This window comes from Kurthia senegalensis, assembly GCF_000285595.1.
GTDB lineage: Bacteria > Bacillota > Bacilli > Bacillales_A > Planococcaceae > Kurthia > Kurthia senegalensis.
Genome location: NZ_HE611066.1, coordinates 135,658 through 159,990, shown reverse-complemented (window position 1 = coordinate 159,990; position 24,333 = coordinate 135,658). Strand labels below are relative to the sequence as shown.

At 39.4% G+C, this 24,333-nt stretch carries 25 protein-coding genes; 16 read left to right on the top strand and 9 right to left on the bottom strand.

The genetic code is table 11. From position 1 onward, the window contains the following. Window positions 1–28 precede the first annotated feature (28 nt). The 3 genes from KSHG_RS08145 to KSHG_RS08135 all read left to right on the top strand — a co-directional run bounded on the left by KSHG_RS08145 (window position 29) and on the right by KSHG_RS08135 (window position 3,929). Window positions 29–817 (top strand): hypothetical protein, encoded by a 789-nt coding sequence (locus KSHG_RS08145; RefSeq protein ID WP_026022543.1) that lies wholly within the window; start codon window positions 29–31, stop codon window positions 815–817. Continuing rightward, window positions 814–2,769, top strand: a complete 1,956-nt coding sequence (locus KSHG_RS08140) for an Ig-like domain-containing protein (protein ID WP_026022542.1) — start codon at window positions 814–816, stop codon at window positions 2,767–2,769. The genes KSHG_RS08145 and KSHG_RS08140 overlap by 4 nt, the downstream gene beginning before the upstream one ends. A 170-nt stretch (window positions 2,770–2,939) precedes the next feature. Continuing rightward, window positions 2,940–3,929, top strand: coding sequence for a DNA/RNA non-specific endonuclease (locus KSHG_RS08135; RefSeq protein WP_010304467.1), 990 nt, complete (start codon window positions 2,940–2,942; stop codon window positions 3,927–3,929). 224 nt (window positions 3,930–4,153) lie between these two features. Here the strand turns inward: KSHG_RS08135 and KSHG_RS08130 are convergent, their stop codons facing one another. Then, window positions 4,154–5,386 (bottom strand): hypothetical protein, encoded by a 1,233-nt coding sequence (locus KSHG_RS08130; RefSeq protein WP_010304465.1) that lies wholly within the window; start codon window positions 5,384–5,386, stop codon window positions 4,154–4,156. 14 nt (window positions 5,387–5,400) lie between these two features. After that, complete coding sequence (locus KSHG_RS16500) at window positions 5,401–5,892, bottom strand: YycO (RefSeq protein ID WP_010304463.1); 492 nt, start codon at window positions 5,890–5,892, stop codon at window positions 5,401–5,403. 777 nt (window positions 5,893–6,669) lie between these two features. On the opposite strand from KSHG_RS16500, the gene KSHG_RS08120 reads away from it, so the two are divergent. After that, window positions 6,670–7,500 carry an alpha/beta fold hydrolase gene (locus KSHG_RS08120; protein ID WP_010304462.1) on the top strand — a complete coding sequence of 277 codons (831 nt, stop codon included), beginning with the start codon at window positions 6,670–6,672 and terminating at the stop codon, window positions 7,498–7,500. Next, window positions 7,484–8,140, top strand: a complete 657-nt coding sequence (locus tag KSHG_RS16495) for an alpha/beta family hydrolase (RefSeq protein ID WP_010304460.1) — start codon at window positions 7,484–7,486, stop codon at window positions 8,138–8,140. The genes KSHG_RS08120 and KSHG_RS16495 overlap by 17 nt, the downstream gene beginning before the upstream one ends. 47 nt (window positions 8,141–8,187) lie before the next feature. On the opposite strand, the gene KSHG_RS16490 is transcribed toward KSHG_RS16495, so the two are convergent. The 4 genes from KSHG_RS16490 to KSHG_RS16485 are packed head-to-tail and all read right to left on the bottom strand — an operon-like array spanning window position 8,188 to window position 10,592. Beyond that, entirely contained in the window at window positions 8,188–8,997 is an 810-nt protein-coding gene (locus KSHG_RS16490; RefSeq protein ID WP_010304458.1) for an SAM-dependent methyltransferase, read from the bottom strand. Between the two features lie 3 nt (window positions 8,998–9,000). After that, entirely contained in the window at window positions 9,001–9,351 is a 351-nt protein-coding gene (locus tag KSHG_RS08105) for a nuclear transport factor 2 family protein (RefSeq protein ID WP_010304455.1), read from the bottom strand. Next, window positions 9,352–9,906: a hypothetical protein gene (locus KSHG_RS08100; protein WP_026022541.1), complete on the bottom strand. Its 555-nt coding sequence runs from the start codon at window positions 9,904–9,906 to the stop codon at window positions 9,352–9,354. Next, window positions 9,894–10,592 (bottom strand): helix-turn-helix domain-containing protein, encoded by a 699-nt coding sequence (locus KSHG_RS16485; protein WP_026022540.1) that lies wholly within the window; start codon window positions 10,590–10,592, stop codon window positions 9,894–9,896. Before KSHG_RS16485 ends, KSHG_RS08100 begins: the two co-directional genes overlap by 13 nt. Before the next feature lie 171 nt (window positions 10,593–10,763). Here KSHG_RS16485 and KSHG_RS18005 point away from each other — a divergent pair, with 171 nt between their 5' ends. Together KSHG_RS18005 and KSHG_RS16480 are read left to right on the top strand one after the other, a co-directional pair. After that, a complete protein-coding gene (locus KSHG_RS18005) occupies window positions 10,764–11,009 on the top strand; it encodes a hypothetical protein (protein ID WP_010304453.1) in 246 nt (81 codons plus the stop codon). 2 nt (window positions 11,010–11,011) lie between these two features. Then, a complete protein-coding gene (locus KSHG_RS16480; RefSeq protein ID WP_010304451.1) occupies window positions 11,012–12,046 on the top strand; it encodes an MFS transporter in 1,035 nt (344 codons plus the stop codon). A 534-nt stretch (window positions 12,047–12,580) separates the two neighbouring features. Here KSHG_RS16480 and KSHG_RS08085 read toward each other — a convergent pair. After that, window positions 12,581–13,249: a YczE/YyaS/YitT family protein gene (locus KSHG_RS08085; protein ID WP_010304449.1), complete on the bottom strand. Its 669-nt coding sequence runs from the start codon at window positions 13,247–13,249 to the stop codon at window positions 12,581–12,583. A gap of 74 nt (window positions 13,250–13,323) precedes the next feature. After that, window positions 13,324–14,061, bottom strand: coding sequence for a hypothetical protein (locus KSHG_RS08080; RefSeq protein ID WP_010304448.1), 738 nt, complete (start codon window positions 14,059–14,061; stop codon window positions 13,324–13,326). Window positions 14,062–14,214: 153 nt separating this feature from the next. On the opposite strand from KSHG_RS08080, the gene KSHG_RS08075 reads away from it, so the two are divergent. The 6 genes from KSHG_RS08075 (at window position 14,215) to KSHG_RS08050 (ending at window position 20,842) form a co-directional block, all read left to right on the top strand. Further along, window positions 14,215–15,096 carry a VOC family protein gene (locus tag KSHG_RS08075; RefSeq protein ID WP_010304447.1) on the top strand — a complete coding sequence of 294 codons (882 nt, stop codon included), beginning with the start codon at window positions 14,215–14,217 and terminating at the stop codon, window positions 15,094–15,096. 52 nt (window positions 15,097–15,148) lie between these two features. Next, window positions 15,149–15,766, top strand: coding sequence for a nitroreductase family protein (locus KSHG_RS08070; protein WP_010304446.1), 618 nt, complete (start codon window positions 15,149–15,151; stop codon window positions 15,764–15,766). A gap of 156 nt (window positions 15,767–15,922) precedes the next feature. Next, window positions 15,923–16,822: an ABC transporter ATP-binding protein gene (locus tag KSHG_RS08065; protein WP_010304445.1), complete on the top strand. Its 900-nt coding sequence runs from the start codon at window positions 15,923–15,925 to the stop codon at window positions 16,820–16,822. Further along, window positions 16,815–18,041, top strand: a complete 1,227-nt coding sequence (locus KSHG_RS08060; protein ID WP_010304444.1) for an ABC transporter permease — start codon at window positions 16,815–16,817, stop codon at window positions 18,039–18,041. The genes KSHG_RS08065 and KSHG_RS08060 overlap by 8 nt, the downstream gene beginning before the upstream one ends. Before the next feature lie 479 nt (window positions 18,042–18,520). Beyond that, window positions 18,521–20,161 (top strand): HD-GYP domain-containing protein, encoded by a 1,641-nt coding sequence (locus KSHG_RS08055; protein WP_010304443.1) that lies wholly within the window; start codon window positions 18,521–18,523, stop codon window positions 20,159–20,161. Window positions 20,162–20,215: 54 nt separating this feature from the next. Further along, window positions 20,216–20,842 (top strand): HAD family hydrolase, encoded by a 627-nt coding sequence (locus KSHG_RS08050; RefSeq protein WP_010304442.1) that lies wholly within the window; start codon window positions 20,216–20,218, stop codon window positions 20,840–20,842. A 43-nt stretch (window positions 20,843–20,885) separates the two neighbouring features. Here the strand turns inward: KSHG_RS08050 and KSHG_RS08045 are convergent, their stop codons facing one another. Further along, complete coding sequence (locus tag KSHG_RS08045) at window positions 20,886–21,719, bottom strand: TetR/AcrR family transcriptional regulator (protein WP_010304441.1); 834 nt, start codon at window positions 21,717–21,719, stop codon at window positions 20,886–20,888. A gap of 148 nt (window positions 21,720–21,867) precedes the next feature. Here KSHG_RS08045 and KSHG_RS08040 point away from each other — a divergent pair, with 148 nt between their 5' ends. The 3 genes from KSHG_RS08040 (at window position 21,868) to KSHG_RS08030 (ending at window position 24,326) form a co-directional block, all read left to right on the top strand. Then, window positions 21,868–22,281, top strand: coding sequence for an acyl-CoA thioesterase (locus KSHG_RS08040; protein WP_010304440.1), 414 nt, complete (start codon window positions 21,868–21,870; stop codon window positions 22,279–22,281). Window positions 22,282–22,381: 100 nt separating this feature from the next. Then, window positions 22,382–23,008, top strand: a complete 627-nt coding sequence (locus KSHG_RS08035) for a nitroreductase family protein (protein ID WP_010304439.1) — start codon at window positions 22,382–22,384, stop codon at window positions 23,006–23,008. Between the two features lie 175 nt (window positions 23,009–23,183). Further along, window positions 23,184–24,326, top strand: a complete 1,143-nt coding sequence (locus KSHG_RS08030) for a PP2C family protein-serine/threonine phosphatase (RefSeq protein WP_010304438.1) — start codon at window positions 23,184–23,186, stop codon at window positions 24,324–24,326. Window positions 24,327–24,333 lie beyond the last annotated feature (7 nt).

The following is a 24,333-nucleotide window of genomic DNA, read 5'->3' as shown; positions in this document are numbered from 1 at the left end:
CAAAACAAATGAAAAAGGAGCATCTTTTATGAAAAAAATGACGCAGTGGATTGGTCTATTTTTTGCCCTCTTCCTTTTCAGTAGCACACTGGAGGCACAAGCAGCAGCTTTTGATCCGGAAGAAGGCTATCGGGATTTAGGCATCCGCTTTTACGAAGATCGCAAACCAGATGAAGGATTTTATATGAACGCAGCAGCACGTTATATTTTAGAAACGGTCAAAGAACCTTCTATGGGTTCTACGTACGGCGAATGGTCTGTCATGGATTTATTACGTGGGATGTATACCGGCTATGATTACGTTCAATACATTCCACCGACATACTTTACACAATACAAATCACGTATCGACAAATACGTGAAAGGCGTCAATTGCCAACTCGATGCGAGTAAGTCAACGGAATGGTCACGTCTCTCTTTAACGATGACTTCACTTGGCTATCCGCTGTCGAACATTAATGGCTGTAATTTCATCGACCAATTGTCGCAATCGTATGCTTTTTCGTATCGACAAGGTATTAACGGTCCTATTTGGGAACTCATTGCGATGGATACAGGCGATTACAACTTCTTGGCGAAACCGTCTGTTTATACAGCAGGTGATATTAATACGAAAGGTCGTTTGATCGACTACATTTTAGATCATGAAACGGAAGCAGGTGGGTGGACGCTTTTCGGTACGGAAGCGGACCCAGACATTACCGGGATGGCATTGCAAGCACTTGCACCGTATTATTTAAGCGAAAGTCGCTACACGGCAACGAAAGCGACGAAATCGTATACGGAATTTAAAAATACGTCGAGCGCGGTATTTTGACGTTAAGTAAAGTGCAATACGAAAATGGTGGCTACAACGCATGGGGCAATGTGAATGCTGAAAGTACGGTACAAGTTATCGTCGCCTTGACGGCATTAAACATTGACCCGAAAGCGAAGCAAGTCGCCCTTCCGACATTGAAAAAGACTGCTTCATTCAACCAACAAGGTGCAATGCGTGACGGGGTGTACACAGACAATATGGTCGATGCGCTGTTAACATTCTTCGCAGCCGGCAGTGGTTCATCACCTGAAGTAGGTGGCTTCAAACACGTGACCGCTGGATATGACGGCGGTGGGGGTTCTGGTAGTTCGGTCAATGCGATGGCAACCGACCAAGCGTTATACGGTCTAATCGCTTACGATCGCTTCGTACAACGAAAAAACCGTCTATACGATATGACCGACATGAAAAATGGTCAATACAAGTCGATGAAAGCGAAAACGTATACGGTCACATTCAAAAATGGTGATGCAACAGAAACCGCTACGTATGCACCGTATGCCATCATCAATTTAGCGACACCCTTTTCAAACGATGACGTCATCGCTTGGACGACGAATGATACAGGAACGCAAACGACACAATATACGACAAGTGAAAAACTCGTCATGCCAAAAGAAAATATTACATTATACGCAAAGACAGATGCCAAAACGTATCACATTACGTATGAATTAGACGGTGGAACGGTACAACAAGCACCGACGACATTCAAAGATATTGATAGTACCGCTCTTCCAACTGCAGCAAACGTTCAAAAAGCGGGTTATCAATTTGCCGGCTGGTATACGACAGCAGATTTTTCAACTAGTGCGGTGACCGTTATTCCGAAAAATACGACGTCGAATCAAACCTTTTATGCGAAGTGGGTCGCACAAGATGCGGTGAGTAAGGAACTAATGGACCTCATTCAACAACTGCCGACTCGTATTACGATGAAAGACATTGAATTCGTCAAAAATGCTCGAGCGATGTACAACTCGCTCACAACAGAAGAAAAAGCGACGATTTCGAATGTCGGGAAGTTGTTAGATGCGGAGCAACAAGTGATTATTCTTCAAAATACAACGAATACGGATGATCCCGAAAAAGTGACGAATGATGCGGTGAGCGTCGTATACATGATTCAACAATTACCGTTGACGGTCACATTACAAACGCAATCGGATATTGAAAAAGCACGTGCTGCTTACAATAGCTTATCGATTGCACAAAAAAGGCTCGTATCGAACTATGCGCTCCTCGTGCGAAGTGAGAAACAATATACCGCATTAACGGCAAAAGAAGTCGATGCGGCAGTAGCGAAACGCGTCGTGCAACAAATTGCCGGATTACCGGCAGTGAAAAATGTTAAATTAACGAGCAAGGAAGCAATTGCTTCTGCACGTGTTGCTTACGATACGATGCTTTTTAGTCAGCAAGAACTCGTGACGAATTACAATAAATTGCTACAAGCGGAATTACAACTTCAAAAATTAGAAGTAGCCAATCGTCTAACCGTCAATTCTGTGAAAAATACACATAAAGTTGTGACGGGACACACGACAGCTAATCAACTCGTTAAAGTGTACCGAGGAAAGACGCTTTTAGGCTCTAAAAAAGCCGGACCGACCGGCGATTATAAAGTATCAATTGCGAAACAAAAAGCCGATGTGACATTGAAAGTCGTCGCTGGTAAGTATTCTAAATCCGTTGTCGTCAAAACATCGAAAACGCTGAAAAAACCGACCGTTTCAGCGACGAAAGTGACGACCGTAACAGGGAAAAGTACGAAAGGCTATAAAGTGGAAGTATACAATGGCACGAAGCGAATCGGTACGGCTACGGTAAGCAAGAAAAATACGTTTACGGTAAAAATCGTGAAGCAGAAGAAAAAACAAAAATTAAAAATCCGTGTCATCGATTCCATGAACAATAAAAGTGGTTATAAAATGATTCAAGTAAAATAAAAAGAGACCGAGTAGCGATGCAAAAAGCTACTCGGTTTTTTCATAGCATTTATGTACAATGCCTTCTTAAAAAGAAGTTTTCTTTTGAAAACTACTGATATTTTTACACAAGTATCCTATACTACTATAAGAACTACGCATAAATATGATAGATATAGGGGTTATAAAAAGTGAAAACATATTGGAAATGGGGCGCATTCGTTTTAGCGATGGGCGTCTTAGCAGGTTGTACGGACGAAACGACGACGGAAGATACGACGTCGAAAGCAACACCCGTAACGACTGCGACAACAGAAAATACGACAGAACAAGCGTCCGAAGCGTCGAAATCATCAGAGCAACAAACGACGAAACAACAAACGACTGAACCAAAAGAAGAAGCAAAACAAGACACGACCGTCAAAACGGCTTCTCATACGAAAGATGCATTGAAAGGATATAAAAAAATAACGGTAGACGGTGGCGACCGTTCAGGAAGCCGCCAAGCGAAAGTCGTTGTAGACATCGGTTTTGGCGACCGTAAATACTGGGCATATACGAATGAATACGGACAACTCGTGCGCGTAACAGCTGCAAAAATCACACTGCAAAATGATAAAACGGAACCTGTTTTATCAACTGGACGCTATTACGCAGACGAAGCGAAAGTGCCAGGTGTCGAACGCTCAGACTTAGATGAAGGGCATGTCATTGCCGATTCTCTAGGTGGCGTATCGAATGCGTACAACATTACGCCACAAGATTCAACGCTTAACCGCCATGGTGACCAAGCGTATATGGAAAAAGCGATTCGTGATGCAGGCGGCGCAACGAATTTCGAAGCGATTATTACGTATCCGAACAAAACAACACAAATTCCGTCGAAATACAAATATACGTATACGATCCGAGGTCATCAAGTTGTCGATGAATTTGAAAATGGCAACCCAGATAAAACGAATGAATCACTCGGATTAACGAAGAAAAAAACAGAAGAAACGACGACAACGAAAGCGAAAGTACCGGCAACCGGCGACCTTTCAAAAGTCGATACGAATGGCAATGGCCAAGTGACGATTAAAGAAGCGAAAGAAGCGGGCTACAGCATGCCGATCACGCGTGATCACTGGTTGTATCAATACATGGACGATCGTGATGGCGACGGGACTGTCGGAGAATAAACTTTCATTATTTAACATAAAGAGGCTGGGACAAAACCCAGACAATAGAAAAGGTCAGCATGATTTTTAAATCATGCTGACCTTTTTATTTATTCAATCAATCTGTTCTTCGTTTTGGGCGACGCTTTTCGCGGGCACGGTTTCAACTCGACATCACTTTCTCTATTAAAGACTGGAATTTTTACTTATGTCCCAGCCTCTTTTGTCATGTAGAAATTTCAAATTTACTCAGGAATAGCAACGAGTGCATTGGGTACTAATTGCGTTTGAGATTCTAACAATTCTTTTGCGTGCTCTATACGGTTGGATGCAATGCGTTTACCTGTTTGTAGAACGATTTGGTCAAGATAGTACTGTCCTTCGTGGTCGTAATAAAAATAATAAATAAATTCATCATCCATATATAGTTGATGTTCTTGTGGATTTGAAAAATCATCATAACCATATAACGCATTCAAATTATATAATGTTTTTGCTTGATGTGTTTTTACATCGATTTGCTCAACATTTCCGTCAGCTTCAACAAAGTAGAGACGTTTATTTTGGAACGAACCCCCTTGGTGAATACCCATTTGGACAAGTAATTGGTTTTTATATGAGGCAATCTCATGCCGGTTGACGGTTTTATTTGCGATGTCATAATCGAGAATATCGTAGTGAATGGAATCCTCATCTTTGTCACTTGAGTAAGAAATAATTCCATACAAATGCTGTGCATCATAATACATATTTGAAAGGAGTGTAGGACTTTGTGTATCTGAGAACTTCATAATTTCACCAAGCGTTTGGGTTTGAAAAACATGCGTATCATCTAGTGTTGATTGGACGATTCGAAAATATTCGCTACCTGATTCGTCTGGTATGTAGTTAACGAGCGAATAAATCGTATCAAGACCATTGTCTGCTGTCGCTTGCACCCACTCCGGAATCGTTGTGCTGTTTACTTTTTGTGCATTGCCGTAACGAAGTGTAGATTCGTAACCTTTGCTTTTTGACTCAAGAATACCTGTATTGTTCATACTGTAAAAAGTTTGGTCTTTTGTTAAATAGCCTACACTCGTACCTGTATGTTCTTTTTGACTAAATGTTTGCTTTTGAATACCATCATCTGTCACGAATTGTAACGAATCGGAGTCTTCGAGCAGTAATGTTTTTTCCTGCGGTTCATAATAAAGCGTACCTAAATCTAACCCTTTCATACGATGAACCGAAGCTTGATGGTCTTTCGAAATGAAAAGTGCCCAACTTTCTCTTTCTTTTTGAGCGACGTCAATTGTTGTCGTGTAATAAACGACAGCTTCACTCGTTTGAATTAAATTTTTCATGTTGTCTTTTTTAGAAGTAAGAGACGGATCGACGAAACCTTTATCCGTATTTCGAGCAGTTGTCATATAAATGGTCAAGCTAATGGCTGCAATGATAAGCAGCGCGAGAGCCCATAATATGAATTTTTTCATTTTAAAACTCCTCGTTAAATAGTAGCAACTTTTTTCGTTAATTTCGAATCACGAATGTCACGTGGGTAAACACCTTTTCCTTTATCATTATCTAAATCAATGTGGGCTTTTAGTTTATAAGCTGACCAAATGAGTTTAGAACAGTTTTTATCTCCATAATGAGAAGTTGTACGATTGTTAAAGAAATTAGTAGAATATTTATCTTTGCCTACACGGCTATTTGCCCAGTTTGCTGCTGCATCCCGTTTTTTAGTAGAAACAGTTACCGATTTTAAGACGGCACCTTTATTATCTACCCGTCTTTTAGAAACGCTAATTCTGCGAACGCCTGAACCTGGTACAGATTCTACAATGGCTGTTTTTGAATAGAAAAGACCGACATGCCCGTGATTAGCTCCGTATGTACTAGAAGGTGTATAGAAAAAATGACCTTTTTTAATTTTTTTATTTAATTTTTTGGCATTTAAATAATGGCTTTTCTTTTCATTCGATGAATTGCCACCCATGATATGTGCGCTATTATTTAAATTAATACCGAGTTTTTTTGCTTCTGAAGCACCTTCGATAGAATCTTTTGATAATTCTACATATAATTCTTTATAAACAGTAGCGGTTGATTTTTTTCTTGTTTTGCAATTGTTTTTACACCCTTTTGAATGTCACTTAATTTTACTCCCGGAGCTAAGTTCTGTATTTTTTTGCATAGTCTACTGCAGATACGTCATGTTCTGCAAAACTAAGTCCTGTAAATAATACGGTTGAAGCTAATCCTAATTTTACATATTTAAAACTATGTTACTTCCTCATAAAAATTTGATAACAAAAATGTATCATAAAAAAGAAGAAATAAAATGTATTTTTACTATTAATTGTAAAATAAAACTTTTTACTTACGTGCATTTAGTGAAAAATAAGTGTGTAATTATACATTTTATCGTTATATTTTAGGGTATGTTTCTTTTTTGCGTCACGTATTTAGACTAAAAATAGTATAAATGATCATTCAGAATCGATTCTATGCAATTTTATAAAATTGAATTGCCGATCATTTAGACGCTATGGTGAATGGGCAGCTTTTCGTCCATAAATTTTTCTTAGAAATTTAATTTAAACAGAAAAAGAACGCATACGTTTTAGTATATAAAATAACACGTAGTTCCTTTACAATTAACAGAAAAGAAATAAAAATAAGGAATACTCGTATCATTTAATAGTCCAAGATATAAGCAACTCTTTTTTATTATCCAAAAAATGGTATAGTAATAAAAAAGGAGGAGATGGGTATGTGGAAACAGCAATTAATTGAAACGACGAGAGGCACTTTTGAAGTATTTGTAGCAGGGGAAGGCAAGCCACTATGCGTCACGCATTTATATAGCGAATTTGATGACCGTGGTAATTTATTTGCGAATGCGTTCGTACCGCATTACGAAACGTATCTCGTCAATTTACGAGGATGTGGTCAATCAGACGGTCCGACAGCACGCTATACATATGCAATGGATGAAACGGTGTTCGATTTAGAAGCAATTCGGGAAGCACTTGGCTTTCAACTGTGGACTTTTGCAGGGCATTCAACAGGTGGAATGCTGGCACTTGCGTATGCGACGCAATGTCCGAAGTCGCTCACACAAATTGTAGCGGGTGGGCTTTGTGCATCGAATGCGTACATGTACAATCCGAAAAGTATTTATTGTAAAGAAAATCCGAACAATGTAAGAATAAAAGAAATTCTCGCGATGCTCGCAGACCCTACGTCGTCTCGTGAAATGCGTCAAGCGGGTTCAAAAGAATGGGCACTCATGTCTTTATACGACGCTAAGAGCTACGAAAAACTGACGAGTCGTCCGAACAGTGGCAAAACCGTATCGAAACGACTCGATTATTTTTCATATGAAGAGCTGCCGACGTTCGATTTACGTCCACTGCTTCCTTCTGTACAGACGAAAGCCGCGATTTACGGAGGACGCTACGATGCACAGTGTCCTTATGAATATGCGGTAGAAGCCGCAACCCTCATGCCGAATGCCGTATTGACGACGTTTGAGAAAAGCAATCATAACCCATTCGTGGAAGAAGAAGAGGCGTTTTTACAATTTGTTGCGACGTTGTGAAAGGAGACATTTTGATGAAGAAAATAAAAAAGAAACGGCTGACCGGATTTCCTATACGCATTTTGATAATGATGCACGTAAGCTTTGTGTGTTACTGTCAGGAACGAATTATTTATATGACAAACCGCTCATGTATTATACGAATATGGTAATGTTGCAACAAGGGTACGATGTTGTACAAGTGAACTATGCGTATGAGGATTCTTTTTTTGAGCAACCAGTAGCGGGAATAGCTGCGAACATTTTGAAAGATGTGAAGTCTGTCATTGTTGACGTATGCCAAAGAGGGGCCTACGACGATATTTTATTCGTCGGAAAATCACTCGGTACGATACCGATGAGTTTTCATTTTAGTCAAAAACAAGCAATTCATCCGAAACTTATTATGCTGACACCGGTTTTACAAACCGATGATGTATATAAGAAACTGTTAGAAATTGAGAATGAACTGTTGCTCATTATTGGTGATGCAGATCCGCATTATGATGAACAAAAAGTAGCGACATTGAATGAAAAAGACAATGTAACCGTACTTGTGATTCCTAATGCAAACCATTCGTTAGACGTCGTGCCAAATGATATGGAACAATCGCTCGCTTCTTTAACGAAAGTCATGCAACGAATACGAGCGTTTATGTAATAAAAAGCCCCTCGTTCGAAATTTCGGACGGGGGTTATTTTTGCTATTTAGCGCTCAAATAAAAGAACGACGCTGTTTAAAGAAGTCGTATGGTCGTCTTGATTCATCGCTTCCGCATACGTCGAAACGAGGGCTTGAATCGCATGAGGGGCTTTCGTAAAGTCAGAGACGAGCTCATTCGCATACGCTTTTTCCCATTCCCCGTCTTGTAAATAATGCGCATCGACGATTTTTCGTTCGCGTAATGTAAAGTGTGCATCACGTGCAAATTGCTCGATTTGTGAGGCACTGAAGACGTGTTGAATATTGCCATCATTTTCGATGAAAGCAGAATATAAAGCTAAAATGGACACCGCATAGAAATGCCCTCGCTGTGCGATGTCATCTATTTGCATCGACCACTCGGCAAAATAAATTCGCTTCGTTAGCGCATTCATTTTTTGGAAGTAGGTAGCTAGTAGAGCAGCATCTTGGAAATACCATGAACAGTGGGACAATACGATCGCATCGATATGTACAGGCGACACCCAATCTAGAAAATCCGTATTTAACTGAAAGTCGATACGATCACCGAGTGAAGACGTTTGAATGCGTTTATGTGCTTGTGCGAGGGTGAACGGTGCACCGTAATCTCCATCTGCAATGTCTAGCGCAATGACGTGCCCGTTCGGACCGACTGCATCGGCAAGTGCGACCGTCGTATCGCCTTGTCCACAGCCGATTTCGAGGACGGTCATGCCAGGTTGAATAGCAAACGCTTCTACGAGTGAAAAGCGGTGTTGTAGTTGAATTTGTTGAATCGGATCGTCTTGAAATAAGCCGTACGTGTCGATAAATGATTGAACTTTTGTGTGCATACGCTAGTCTCCTTTGATTGTCCCTTGGTGAAAAACCATTTTCCATTGGCCATCGAACAATTGCCACGTAGAGCTACGAAGCGAGCGGATGCCGGTACGTTCATTTAAAATTTCATACGTCACGAGTGCCACTTCTTCTGTGAGCGGATGCAGCCGAAAGTGCGACAGTTGCATTTGTACTGTCCCTAAGTCGTAGTTTTGTGCTTCATCGACGTCTTCATACAAAAATTTTCCCGAACTGCCGATTTCAAAAAAAGAATCCGCTAAATACCGTTTTCGAAGTGCCGCATTTTGGCGCACATCGTCTCGTAGCAATTGTTCTTCTTGTGCTTGCAATAAATTAGCTAAATCCATTTAATCTCCTCCTAAAATAACAGCGATACTTTCTTTGAAAAATACCGAATACGAATAGTCTGGAAAATCTTTTATTTCATTTTGAACGTACAACATATCACGCTTCGCGGCTTCTTTTTTCCCGAGCTGCCAATAAGAACGGGCACGTGCTGTCAAGCCTAAAAAGATGAGCGATAAATCAATCGGATGCTTATTGAAATAAAAACTTTCAATGATTTCCTCGTACGCAGCCGCACTTTCCTCATAACGCTCTAAATGGAATAAAATATACGCTTCTATTGCAGAGGCGACATTCGTGACAACTTGCTTCACTTCGCCCGCTTCATCTTGTTTTTTGCATTGTTCTAAAATCGTATAACTCGTTTCAAAGTCACGATGAATGAACAGGGGAATGAACAGCTGCCAAAACAGCAATGCTTTTTCCGCCTGCTCGTCATCCGTCATTTGGAAGAACAGTGTTAGTTTCTTCAAATAACGTCGTGCTTGCGGTTCATTGTATTCGATAATTTCTTGCATGAATAAAAAGCGATAAAAAGCGTCGATTAAGTAATACATATTTTTTCTCTCGATAGTGCGAGTGCTTTTTCGGCGCAATGTTTCCAAGGGCGATCTTTCGTCATCGCAAGTGCAATCATCCGATAATAATAAAACTGGAGTTGCTTTTCGACGGATAGAAGCGTTTCGTACTGCTCGAAGTATGCCGCCGCATCGTCTGAATATTGAACGCCGAGCGTGTGGCTCTCGACTAAATACGCATAAATCATCAACGAAATGTAGCCATTCATTACATTGTCGTGCAAAGCCATTTGTTCATATTTTTTCAAAATCGCTTCGTATGCTGCCAAATCCATTTTTTTATCCGCAAAGCCGCGCATTTCTAAATACAGTTGCTCTAAGCGGAGTTCTTCGTAGCTACGCTGTTTCAAATCGGGCAAAATCGGTTCAAATAGCGTGAAAGCTTCGCTATAATCCGGTTGAAGTTGCCGATTTTGTTCGTCCCAAATACGTGTAATCTGTTTCAGCGTTTCACGTAATTTTTCTCGGTCCATCTCACCAATTAAATCCGACATCGGAACAGCAAGTCGCTTGGCAATGTATTGTAAGCTGTCGATAGAAGGTTTTGCTTTATCATTTTCAATTAAACTAAGCATCCCTTTCGTTAAGCGATCGCCAGCTAGGTCGCTTTGTGTCATTTTTTGTTGTTTGCGTAACGTTTTAATCGTTTCACCGATTGATGGCATATTTCCACCTCTTTCATCCGTATTTACTACTGTTTATTTTAATATAATTAACTTTTATTCGCAATTTTCAATCTAATTTGATGTAAAAAGTTAAATTTAATTAAACTTTTTGTTGAAAAAATAGTCTGAATATTATAAAATCAAATCAACTTATAAAAAGAGGTGACTGTTTTGGATGAATCAATGAAGTTGAAAAAGGCGACTTACAATTTATATGCCTTCTTAGTCGGGAAAGTCGTATCGTCACTCGGAGCGACCGTGTACGGTTTCGTCGTCAGTATGTATATTTTGCAACATACCGGCTCATCTTTATTTTTTGCGATTAACATTTTGATTAGTTTTTTACCGAGAATTATTACTTCCCCAATCGTCGGTGTACTGGCCGATCGCTATTCAAGAAAAAACTCGTCTTATTAGGTATGAGCATCGTTGTTGCGACGCTTTTACTCGTTGCGACGTATAGTTTTACGTTTGGCATGTCTGTCGTGCTACTTTATGTGACGACTCTTTTTTACCAAATTGGCAGCTCGATTACGAGCGTGTCATTTACCGCATCGGTTACGAATTTAATTGACGAAGACCGCATTCAAAAGGCGATGAGTTTCAACCAATTCGTCTTATCTTCTACCGCTATTTTAGGACCGATTCTCGGCGGTATTTTATTCGGTTTTGTTCCATTTCAATGGTTTTTCGTCGGCATGGCAATCATGCTTGCGGTTGATTTATGCATTAGTTCGACGATGCATTTCACGTTATATGAAAAACAATCAGACGTACAAGTTAACAAAAAAGATTCTGTTTGGAAAGGTGTGCGAGAAGGTTGGACATACGTTCAAAACAATTATTTGTTGAAAAAAGTGTTTTTCATGTCTTCTTGGATTAATTTATTTTTCACGTGTATCGGTGTAGGGGGCAGCTTCGTCATGTTACAAAAAATGTTTATCGCCCCGACGTCCATCGGCATTATTGAAGGGTTTGAAGCGGTCGGCATGCTTTCGATGGCATTGTTATTTTCGATGATAAAGCCTGTACGGAATCCTCTTCGAAATGCGAAGTGGAGCATCATTGCGATGGGATGTGTCCTTATCGCTTTCATCGTGCCGCTGCTCATTCCTTTTTCATCGCTCGGCACGATCATTTATTTATGTACGGTCATGGGGTTATTCGGTATTTTTGCGATGACGACGAATATGCCACTCGGCGTTTGGATGCAAAAAGAAATTGATGAGCATCAGCGCGGACGTGTTTTCGGCTTACTCGAAATGATGGCCATGATTATGATGCCTGTTGGAACAATCACATACGGTATTTTGTTTGATTACGTATCGGCGAGTGCGTTATTTATCGTGAGCGGCATCATCATCGTCTGTTTATCATTTTATTTATTGCCACAAAAAGTCGTGCATCAAGTTGACGAAGAGAAAGACGAAGAGTTGAACGCGACGAAAATCTAATCTGTTGTGATACACAACGATTTATTTCTTTTTAAAATGAATCAGCGTGCGAAAAAGGGGTGATTTTCAATAACTCCCGAACGATAGAGTATATTTTTTATGAAAATCTGCGTGATGCCGGCAATAAAAGCAATTATGTCTTTCTATAAGTAGTGAATGTTCGTAAAAAATGAAAGATACGATATGAACTGTACTATTTTTTGTGCGTATTTTAAAAAAATTGTACTAGTCTGTGTTTTATAAAAGTGTTTAAAAATAAAATACAGAGAAAAGATTGAAAAACCGCATGAATACAATGTTTTTAATGTGATTACATTCTTTGATTTTTACTATTAAAAAATTTTTTCTTAAAAAATAAAAAAAGAATGAAACTGTTTCACTTTTATGCTATAGTTTTAAAGTACAGATTTTATAAAAATCGCTTACTGAAATTGCCTTATTAATCACCCCAAATGATTGCTAAGGCAATTTCATTTTTTTATGAAGAAATGCATACGAAAAACCGCTCCTTTCAAAAGAGAAAGGGGCGGTTTTTTAGTTAAATTTTGATGTGAGCATCCAGCGTACGAGCGGTTTTTGCCATATCTTCATATAGAAGCCGATAATTTTACCGACGAGTACGGCAGCGATGAGCGTACCGAAACCGATCGACCCGAACGAATGAATCGTCACGAGACAAAGTACAGCAGCGACGAGGACGTTCAGTACGTCTCCTGTAATTTTGGCTTTGCTAAAGGCAAAGTGGAACGTATCGCTAATGACATATGTGAGCGCATCGTAAGGCATTAAAGGCATTTTCGCTGATAAGTAGCCGAGTAAGCCTAAGCCCATGACGAATAAACTAAGTATTAAGTAGACGATTCGCATCGTCATGGATTCTGGAACAGGCAAAATCGCTTGTGTAAGTGATAAAGTGACGTCTGTAAATAGACCAAATAAAATGGAAACGAGTAATTGGACTGTATACGAGCGTAATTTAAATGTTTTCGTTAAAATCCATTGCACGACAATAAAGACGAGATTGGCTAGTACGGTCGTTATGCCGATTGAGATGCTCGTTACGAGCGTCAAAGCATAGGCAAGCGAAGAAACGGGTGATACGCCGAGTCCTGCATAAATCGATAAACTAATACCAAGTGTCAAAATAAATAGGCCGAGGATGTAGACGAACAGTTGCTTGAGTGTCCGGTCATAATGTTTCAAAAAAAAGCCTCCTCTAGTTGATGCTTATATTAGTATACGATGAATGAGGCTTTTTGTGTTGATTGGCTACTCGGTTATTTTCGTAATTGTTTCATTAATTGTTTGCCACGCTGTTCAATCGCATCGTTCATTTTATCGATAATGCGTAAAATGTCTGGAACCGTTTTATGTTGAGGAAGACCCACTGTATGTAACGTATGTTCCTTCCAATATGTTTTTGGCGTAAAGCCGTCTTTTTTTACGTATGCATCGTAAGTGTATTTTTGTACGAATAATTGAAAGCCTTTTTTGCCGAGGAATGCTTCAAAATAAGCCATTGTGACATCCCAATAGTCATGTAAAGAGGCGTTTCGTCGCATGTTGAAGCCTTTTGGCACGACGGTAAAGTTGCCAATCGAGTGTGTAAGAGCAGCAAATTTTTGCACGGTCGGATGCAAATTGATTTCAGCGTAATGGGTAAAAACATCGTCTGAAAGAAGCCATTGTAAGCGTTCCACGTCGGTTAGTTTTCCGGCTGCGTCCCAATAGGTTGCATCGTATGCACGTAAGCAAAGGCGATAAATACGTCGAAAAGAGTTCATCGTATCCGGCTCAAATAAAGGATGTTTCGGATCGAGTTGCCAAAGCTTCTCGTATGCGGCGAGTGCGAGTGCTGTACGATCGCAGTCCGTACTTTTCCCTTCTGGGGATAAGCGATACCGTAAAAATTTTTTCACGGCATCGGTTTCATTGACGACGGTTTCATCTGAACTTTCATTTTTAAAATCATAAAAAGCGTGTTTCTTCTTACTAATCCATTCATTCCATTCCACGAGCGTTCCCTCCTTCAAAATTGTAAACATTACTTACTCTTTGTCCTTTTTTTCACTTCGTTAAACAAATAATAATTCTTGACTTCCATAGGTGAATATTTTATAGTAAGTTACGAAAAGTAATTAACTAACAAAAAATCAGGAGGATGCCTTATGACATCTAATTATCATACAAAACCAAATAACTACGTATCACACGTACAATTGAAAGTATCGAATTTACAACAATCGATTGCGTACTATACAGACGTAATCGGTTTCCAAGTATTGCAACAAACAGAAAAAGAAGCGTATTTTACAGCGGACGGCAAAACGAGCCTACTTTCTATTAATGAAATTGATGGAGCGACAAGTCAAAAAGGACATACAGGGTTATACCACTTTGCTTTATTATTACCGACACGTAAAGATCTAGGAAACTACGTGCAACATTTCATCGAACAACATATTAAAATCGGTGCAGGCGACCACGATGTGAGTGAAGCGCTATACTTGTACGATCCAGACGGGAATGGCATCGAAATTTATTACGATCGCCCGGATACAGAATGGAAATGGGATGCGGACAATCAAGTGTATATGACGACATTACAAGTTGATTTTGAATCCGTACTTAAAGAAGCGGACGGTCATTATAACGGACTTCCAGCCAATACGGTAATGGGACATATCCATTTATCTGTGAACAATTTAAGCGATACAGAAGCTTTTTATACAGACGTATTAAATTACAATGTCGTGACACGCTACGGCAAACAAGCGCTGTTTTTATCAACTGGTAAATACCATCACCATATCGGTACGAATACGTGGAATAGCGAAGGCGCAACAGCACTTCCAAGCGAAGCAGTTGGCTTACGCTCTTACACAGTCGTGTTAGCAGACGATACAGAAGCGGAAAAAGTGAAAGCAAGTTTACGTGCATCTAACTACGTAGTAGAAATGTTTGACGCTGCACCGACATTCGGTGGTAAACAAGCTTTTTCAACGCTTGACCCGAACGGCATCCGTATTTTATTTACGACAGAAGGTTAATTGATTTAAAAGAGGCACCCTTGCCCAATAAAGAGAAAAAGAGGACGAATTCATGGATTTTACACAACTCGCACAAGCCCGTCATTCAGCGAATAACTTTGACCCGGACATGCACATAACAGAACGACAATTGAAAGTTATTTTTGATACGGTGAAACTTGCACCGTCTGCTTTCAATTTGCAACCAGCAACGTTCCAAGTCGTGATGAACGACCAACAGAAAAAAGACGCTTTGCAACGTGCATCAGGTGGGCAGTACAAAGTGGGAGCTGCTTCTGCAGTCGTTGTCGTAACGACGAATACAGAAGCGTATAAAGAAACAGCTAGACTGAATGCAGGTGCTGTCATGCTCGGCATTATGTCAGAACAAGAACTAGATGATATGGTCGCAACGACGGCTCATTATTATGAAGACCAAGGACAAGCATTCCAACAATTTGACGCTGTACGAAATGCGTCTTTATTTGCGATGCAATTTATGCTCGCTGCTAAAAATGAAGGATGGGATACGTGTCCAGTCAGTTATGATGATGCGATTGTACGCGAAACATTACAGCTTGCCCCGACAGAACAGGTCGTCTTTATGCTCGTATTAGGGAAAGAAAAAACGACGCATCCGCGCATGCGTGGATACCGTAAACCGTTCAGTGAAATGGTAAAAATTTATTAATTGTAGCTCGACCGCTTCCATTACATGAGAGGCGGTCTTTTTTTAGTAGGAGAAAAGACTTTGTCATACAATTCGTCTATTTTTCTATACAGTATTTGGAATATTCTTCACAATTCGGTATAGTTAAGGAGAAGAGTACATAGGAGGGGAAAAAATATGGCACTCACGCTACAAAATGTGACGAAAAAATATAAAGATTTCACAGCTGTCGACAATTTAAGCTTTTCGATTCAAGCAGGAGAGATTTTTGGCTTAATTGGACAAAATGGTGCGGGTAAAACGACGACGTTCCGTATGATTTTAAATTTACAGCAGACGACAGACGGGACGATTCAGTGGAACGATCAATCAATTGATGCACTAAATCGTGATTTACTCGGCTATTTACCAGAAGAACGTGGCATTTATCCGAAGATGAAAGTGGAAGAGCAACTGTATTTCTTCGGCGAACTTCGCGGCAAGACGAAAAAACAACTCAAGCCAAAAGTGGACTATTGGTTAGAACGTTTTGATTTACTAGAGAAGCGTAAAGCGAAAGCGGAAACGTTATCGAAAGGGAATCAACAAAAAGTGCAATTGATTGCAAGTTTCATTCATGAACCGGATTTTTTAATTTTAGATGAACCGTTCAGTGGCTTAGATCCAGTAAACCGTGATTTATTAATGAGCGCGATTATGGACCTTCGCGATGAAGGGATGACGATTTTATTTTCGAGTCACCAAATGGACAATGTAGAAGAACTATGCGACCGTCTGTGCATTTTGAAAAAAGGACAATCGCTTTTCTCAGGAGACTTACAACAATTAAAAGAACAGTACGGCAAAATTAATTTACGTGTACGTACAGCAAAAACGATTCCAGAATTGCAGCAATTAGAAGGCGTAGAAAAAGTTATCGTGACGAAAGACGGATACACACTTCGCCTTCAAGATGAAAGCTTCGGACCGGCACTATTTGAAACATTAAGTAGCGGTGCGTATATGGAAAAATTCAGCATGGATTATTTATCGCTCGATGAAATCTTTAAATTAAAAGTAGGTGCTACTCATGAATAAAACGTGGTTACTATTAAAGCAAAATTATTTGCAAAAAGTGCAAGCAAAATCTTTTATTGCGATGACCATTTTATACATTGCGATTATTTTAGTAGCTCTTAACTGGAGTTCTATTACATCATTCTTTTCTAGCGATGACGACGTACGTATAGCCGTTATTGACGAAACGAAAGTGGTCGGTGATAGCTTCCCGATGGACGGCGAAATTAGCTACATGCCATCTCTTATGAGTGAAGCAGAAGCGAAGAAAAACGTTAAAAGTGGAGCGTATGATGGGGCACTCTTTTTAAAAGATCATAACGGCAAATTACAAGCAACGCTTATGACGGAAGAACCGTTATCGTTAAATCATCAACAATCTCTTGAAGCGCTCGTAGATTCAACGAGTAAAGTGTACCGTATTCAACAGTTAAACTTATCTTCAAAAGAAGCGGAGTCTATTTTAACAGCGTCTACGCCGATTAAAGAAGTATCGCTTCAAGCGACTTCTTCTAAAACGACAGAAGATAAAATGGCAGGCGTCGGCATTTCATATGCGATCGGCTTTTTAATTTATTTATTCGTCATTACGTACGCTTCCATGATTACGACAGATATCGCCTCTGAAAAAGGCTCACGTGTATTAGAAGTACTCATGGCATCCGTTCGTCCGAATCAACATTTATTCGCTAAAATTGTGAGCGTCATTCTCGTTGGATGTACGCAAATCATTTTATTAATTGCGGTCGCATACGTGGCCATTAATATGAAGGGCGGCGAATTACAAGCGACGATTCAAGACATCCTTTCAGCATTTTCACCGAGCTATTTCTGGTTCGTAGGAGCATTCGTCATTTTAACGTTGCTACTATACGTAACACTCGGCGCTTTCCTCGGCTCACTCGTTTCGAAAGTAGAGGAAGCAGGACAAGCAGCAATGCCTTTAACGTTCATGATGATGGCTGGGTTTTTCACGCTCATTTATGGGATGACGAATCCAGATACGGCACTCGTGAAAGTATTATCATACGTGCCATTTACGTCAGGGATGTTAATGCCACTTCGCTACAGTGCGACAGATTTAAGCGTTAGCGGTGTGTGGATTTCACTCGCTATTTTACTCGTGACGCTTCTTATCGTTTTCTATGCGACGGTTTCGATGTATCGCCGAAGCGTGTTAACGTACAGCACAGGTGGATTAATCGAGAAATTTAAAAACGTGATGAAATTTACAACGTAAGTATGAAAAAATCAGATGGAACTGAGCGAACTATTTGAGACAATATAAAAGAGACACTTTCAAAGGCATCAAATCTTTGAAAGTGTTTTTTGATGGAAAAAAATTCATACAAAAAATAAAAGTGATTGAGAGAGAGTTCTTGGAGAGAGCTTGCGAGCGAAGAGGATTCTGTCATGTATTAGGAAAGCGTCCGTCAAATTCCACTGAAAAGAAGTGTCTTTTTCACCGTGAACCTATTTAGAGGGACGTGCTTTTTTGTAGTTGTTTCGATGCGCTCGTAACGCACTATTATCATAGTGAAAATCCTAATTAAAAACATATTGTGACAATTTATTAAAAATATTCAAATAATTTAAAAAATGTTCATAGGACATTTTATTGTCATGTTCAAAATATGGTAGACTGAATTTAATTAAGACTATAGATTCATTTTTACTAATTTAAATAAGTCTTTAGAAATACTTCAAGGAGGCAAAAAGATGCAACAAGTCGAAACAGACAATTTTGAACATCGTCCGATTTATCGTGCAAAAAAAGGCGATATTCTTTATGAAGATATTCGAAAAGATGGCAAAGTATTGATGCGCAGTGGGCAAATGTTGAACGAGCGAATGATTACAATTTTAAAGAAACGACAAATAAAATCAATTTGTGTAGAAGTAAAAAAAGATAGCGTCCTCCTATTGAACGATATGACATGGAATGGAATTGAACTAAAGCCGATTCGTGACGGCTTTTTTCAGCGTGTGTTTGCGAATAGTAAAGAAAGTCGTTATGGAACGGTTTTGAAAACAGAAATTGAGCGAACGTTTATTAAAAATTTATTTATGGAGTTTATGCAACGAAAAAAATTGCGAGAACATTATTTATTACTAGAAGATTTTGATGCGTATAGTTTTTCTCATGCGATCGACGTTTTTACATTGGCGACGTTGTTTGCACGAAGTGAAGGGCTTCAAAATTTGAACCGTTTTGCGATTGGCTATTTATTTTACGATATCGGGAAGTTGGATACGAACGTCCAGCTGCTTCAAAAAAGGGACAAGTTGACGAACATCGAATTTGAAATTATTCAACGTCATACATTTCACGGCAAAAAATATTTTCAAGAAATGGATATCGGACATTTATCCGAATTTGCAGAGCATCATCATGAGCATTTTGACGGTACGGGTTACCCACACGGCTTGAAAGGGGACGATTTGCCGAAATCAATTCAAATCTTGCATCTCGTTGACGTCTATTCGGCGATGACGATGGAGCGGACGTACCGCCGAGCAATTACGGCGGCGGAAGCGTTCCGAAAAATGTATGCGATGGCAGATGAATTCAATGAAGCGCTTTTGCATCGTTTCATTGAATTTATCGGGATTTATCCGGAAAATGCAGAAGTACTTCTTTCAAACGGAGAAGAAGTAATTATTCAATCTGTTAGCCCATTTGAACCGTTAAATCCAATGTTGAAACAAGCATCTGGCAAGTTCGTTTCTTTACATGAAACGGATGCAACGATCGTTAAAATGCGTCGATACGAAGTAGAAGTACCGAAAGAACTGTATGCGACGCTATCAGATCAAGTCGTGCGCGGGGAAGTACAGGCAGCGATGGCAAGCTATAAGAACTTATTACGGCATTATGGCTCGGAAGATTGGTGTACGCAAATTATTATTCCGCTTTATCAAATGATGAATGTGTTGAAGAAAATCAACTGTATCACACCGAAAGCGTATGACGTGGCGACAGAAATTATTAGTGACATGACGAATGACGTATGGCAGCGACTGCTTGCAGACCCTCATTCGAAGCCAATTACGGCGATTTTTATGCGACGACATGATGATTTTACGATGATTGGTAAGCTGTTTGAGTGCTTGTTGTATTCAAATAAAATGCATGCGGTCATCGTAGAATCACCTGAGCAGTTACGAGCGTACGATTTATTCGACCATATTATTTGTGTAGGCGATTACGACGACGTGTTTAAAAAGCGTCAAGACGTCAACTATGCGATGAATGAAGACCAGTTAGCGATGCTCATTGAACGATTGGCTGGCAAACACGTTTACGAATATACGTTAACCGATTTATTACAGCCATTTTCGATTGAGTCACATCGCTAGAAGATGCACTTTTTTTACTGAAACGTTATAATTTAGTAAAAGGTGGGATGCATAGTGAAAGCAATTATTTTTGATGTAGATGGGACGATTATCGATACGGAAAGCGTGCAATTAAAAGCGTTGCAACAAGTGGCGAAGCAAAGAGGACTTCATTATTCGATGGACGATTTGCGCATCGTTTTCGGCTTGCCTGGTCGCATCGGTTTAGAGCGTCTTGGTATTGAAGATGTAGAACAGACGTTAGCCGATTGGGAAGAAGCCATTGAAGCATTTCAAGATGAAATGACTCTTTTCGACCGTATACAAGAATTAATTGAAATGTTGCATACGCAAGGGTACGCGCTCGGCATCGTGACGTCGAAAACGAAAAAACAATTTGATACAGAAGTTGTGCCATTCGGGATACATATTTATTTTGATGCGATTGTCGTAGCGGATGATACAGAGAAGCATAAGCCCCATCCAGATCCACTACAACATTGTATGGCTCAGTTAAACGTAGAGCCGAGTGACACGTTGTACATTGGAGACTCTATTTTTGATTACGAATGCGCCCTTGCAGCGAAAGCCTCTTTCGGTGTCGCAAAATGGGGAGCGACACAGGCGAATCAAATGGTGGAAGCGACGTATCATTTTGAAACAGCTGCAGACGTTATGAAACAATTTGATAAAGAAGCATAGAACGATAAAAGCCCTGGAATCTATTGATTTCAAGGGCTTTTCTTTATAATAATTCTTCACTTGTAGGAAGTTGATCGTACGTCTTAATTTTTTTAAGGAGTGTTGTGGCATCCATTTCAAGACCTTGACAAAGCGTTAAAAGAACGAAGCTCGGAGGAGACGGTTTCGACAGTTGGTCAACCATCGCCTCAAGCAATGCATAGTCTTGTTTCGCTGCATCTTTTCGAAGCAATTCGATTTCTTCTACAATTTCAAGTAAGGCAAGTTGTTGTTCATTTAATTCTTGTAAAAATAACGTTTCTTTCGTATTAATCATCCGCATCGCAATCATATCCGCATACTCCGTCAGCATTTTACTCGCTTTACGTGTAGGCATAGTTACTTTTTTACGTGTGTAATAAATGACGAGCGTCTGCATCATACTATAAAAAAGTGCTGAAATTTCAAAGCAATAAACGAGTGGTACAGTAGGTCGACATGCTTGGTAGCGGTGCGCAAAGAAGCGAATAATGTCGCGTTCTTTTTCAAACATGAACGAACGCAATTCATCATGAGGACTTTGGCGAACAGCACGATTTAATTCATATAAATGATAGCGGTCAAGCAACTCTAAATAGCATTCGACTTGTCGTTCAAAAGAATGGATATCTTTTTCATCATCCCCGACAATAACAGCTTCTAAACTAGAAAAAATATCATTGAATTTTTCTTCGATAATTAATTGCAAGCAAGCATCTTTCGATTCGAAGTATTTATAAAATGTTCCTTTCGAAATCGATGCAGCATCTAAAATATCTTGCAATGACGTATCGACGATGCCTTGTGTAATAAATAAATTATGTGCGCGATGGGCAATTTTTCGTTTCTTTTGTTCCATATTCATCCTCCGTGCATTGGGCTTCTACTAGTATAGCATTGATAATCGTTATTAGTTGGCAAAAAAATAAACTTCTCTAGCACAATACGATGTATATTTCACGAAAAGGGGAATAGCATAAAAAGACAGGACGAAGGAGAGGATTTTGATGAATAGCGATTATCAATTTACTGTAGCGGATACGGATTTGGACCAAAACAATCATATGAATCACGTGCAATACATTTATTATTTGGAGCAAGCACGAAAAAAATGGTACGCAGAAGTTGGGTTAGACGCGAAAACATTAGCATCACGCAATATCGGAACAGTCGTCGTACGTTTAGAAACCGATTTTATAAAAGAAGCACATTACGGGGCAATGCTTCGAATTGAAACGACATTAGAGAAAGTAGGGACGAAAAGTTTTACGTTTAATCAAATCATTTTGAATGAAGCAGGCGAGAAAATAACGAATGCGACGGTCGTTAACGTCGTATTAGACGAAACACTTAGAAAAGCGATTCCTGTCGTAGAAGAAATCGCCGTATTTAAAAAAAATCTTTCATTCAAGACAAATTAATTGAGTTTTAATTGAGAATCGATAATAATGAGAGAGGATATCAATTGACTCGTACGAAGCGACAAATTGGTGCATATAAGGTGAAAGAAGGAATAAAAAAGTGATTTCAACACAAACGAATTTAGAAAAAATTATGCAAGAACGTAAATCCGTTCGAAAATATAAAGAAAACGTAGAAATTCCAAAAGAAAAATTACGTTATTTAATCGAGCAAGCAACATCTGCTCCATCATCTAGCAATATGCAACCTTGGCGTTTCCTCATTATTACAGACCAAAAAGAAAAAGAAGCGTTGTTACCAATCGCCTTCAATCAAGAACAAATCGCTACATCATCTGCAGTTATTGCCGTTTTAGGTGATTTAAACATGTTTGAAAAAGCTGAAGAAATTTACAATGCCAATGCAGCACTAGGTTTCATGCCACAACAAGTAGCAGACAATATGGCTGCGAACTCTCGTAAATTGTACGGCAATATGCCAAAAGAAAAATTAAAAGAAGTGATTCAGTTTGATGCGGGCTTAATTACGATGCAAATTATGCTACTTGCACGTGATATGGGTTACGATACCGTGCCAATGGGCGGATTTGATCGCCAAAAATTCGCAGAACATATGGGACTTAGTGACAACGAATACGCTGTACTACTTTTACCGATTGGTGAAGCGGCACAAGAAGCGTATGGGACATCTCGCTTAGCAGTCGACGACATTTTACGTTTCAAATAATAGACGAAAGAACGTGCAAAAAGTATAGGTCTTTTTATGCACGTTCTTTTTTTATTTGCATCGTTTGTATTAGCTAAATGGAGTGAATAAAATGAAAAATAATAAATTACATTTATTAGAAGAAAAACAATTCATTATCTGTTAGAATGGAAAAAAAGATTGAAGGAGGGCCACTATGTCAATTATTTTAGTCGATGACAATAAAGTGAACTTATTCGTGTTAGAAAAAATATTGAAAAGTGTTAATTATCCCGAAGCAATCTTCTTACAATCAGCTCATGAATTGTATGATTACTTACATATTTTTGATCAAGCTGCGTCTGCGCAATCTGTAGACTTAATTTTATTAGATATTATGATGCCTGAAATTGATGGGATAGAAGCATGTAAAAAAATTCGTCAAGACGACCGTTATAAAAACACGCAAATTATTTTTACGACGGCTCTTGACGATAAGAAAAAACTTGCTGAAGCATTAGCAGCAGGCGGAAATGATTATGTCACGAAACCAATTAATCGCACAGAATTAATTGCGCGAATTGACGTCGCTTTGCGTCTAAAAAAAGAACTTGATTGGCATGCGCAACACGAGAAAAATATTGAAGCAGAATTGAAACTTGCAACACAAGTCCAACGAAGCTTATTAAGTAAACCTGTAGAAGATGAAAAAATACGTATTCAAGTCAATTATGAACCAACGTCTAATTTGGCGGGCGATATGTATTATTGGAATAAAATCGACGACCATCGTTATGCGGTCATGCTTTTTGATATGATGGGGCACGGTATTCCAGCGGCACTCGTTTGTATGTACATTTCTTCGGTATTAAGAGAAAGTGTTGATACGATTGTAGAGCCGACAGAAGTAATGCAAGAACTCAATCGTTATATGACGTTGCTGCATAACGATTTAGAGAAAGTACCCTATTATTTTACGGCAATTTATATGTTGATCGATATGAAAGAAAAGACGATTCAATATGTGAATGCGGGTCATCCGAGTGGCTATGCTTGCTTGGACGGCGAACAGTTAGAGAAATTAGAACATAATAGTTGTGCAATCGGCTTCTTTGCAGATGCTCCGATGAAAGCACATACGATTTCGTACAAAGAAAGTGTACAAATTATTGGCTTTACAGATGGCGTACTCGAAGCGATGCATGAAGACGAGATTGTGGCAGAAAGTCGAATGGCAGAGCTGGCAAAACAACACTGGGCATCACCGAAAGCATTATTGAATGACGCGATTCCACCGAATCATCCGTCGCAAAAAGATGATATGTGTGTCATGCTCGTTTCAATTGACAATAAACAATAAAAAGAAT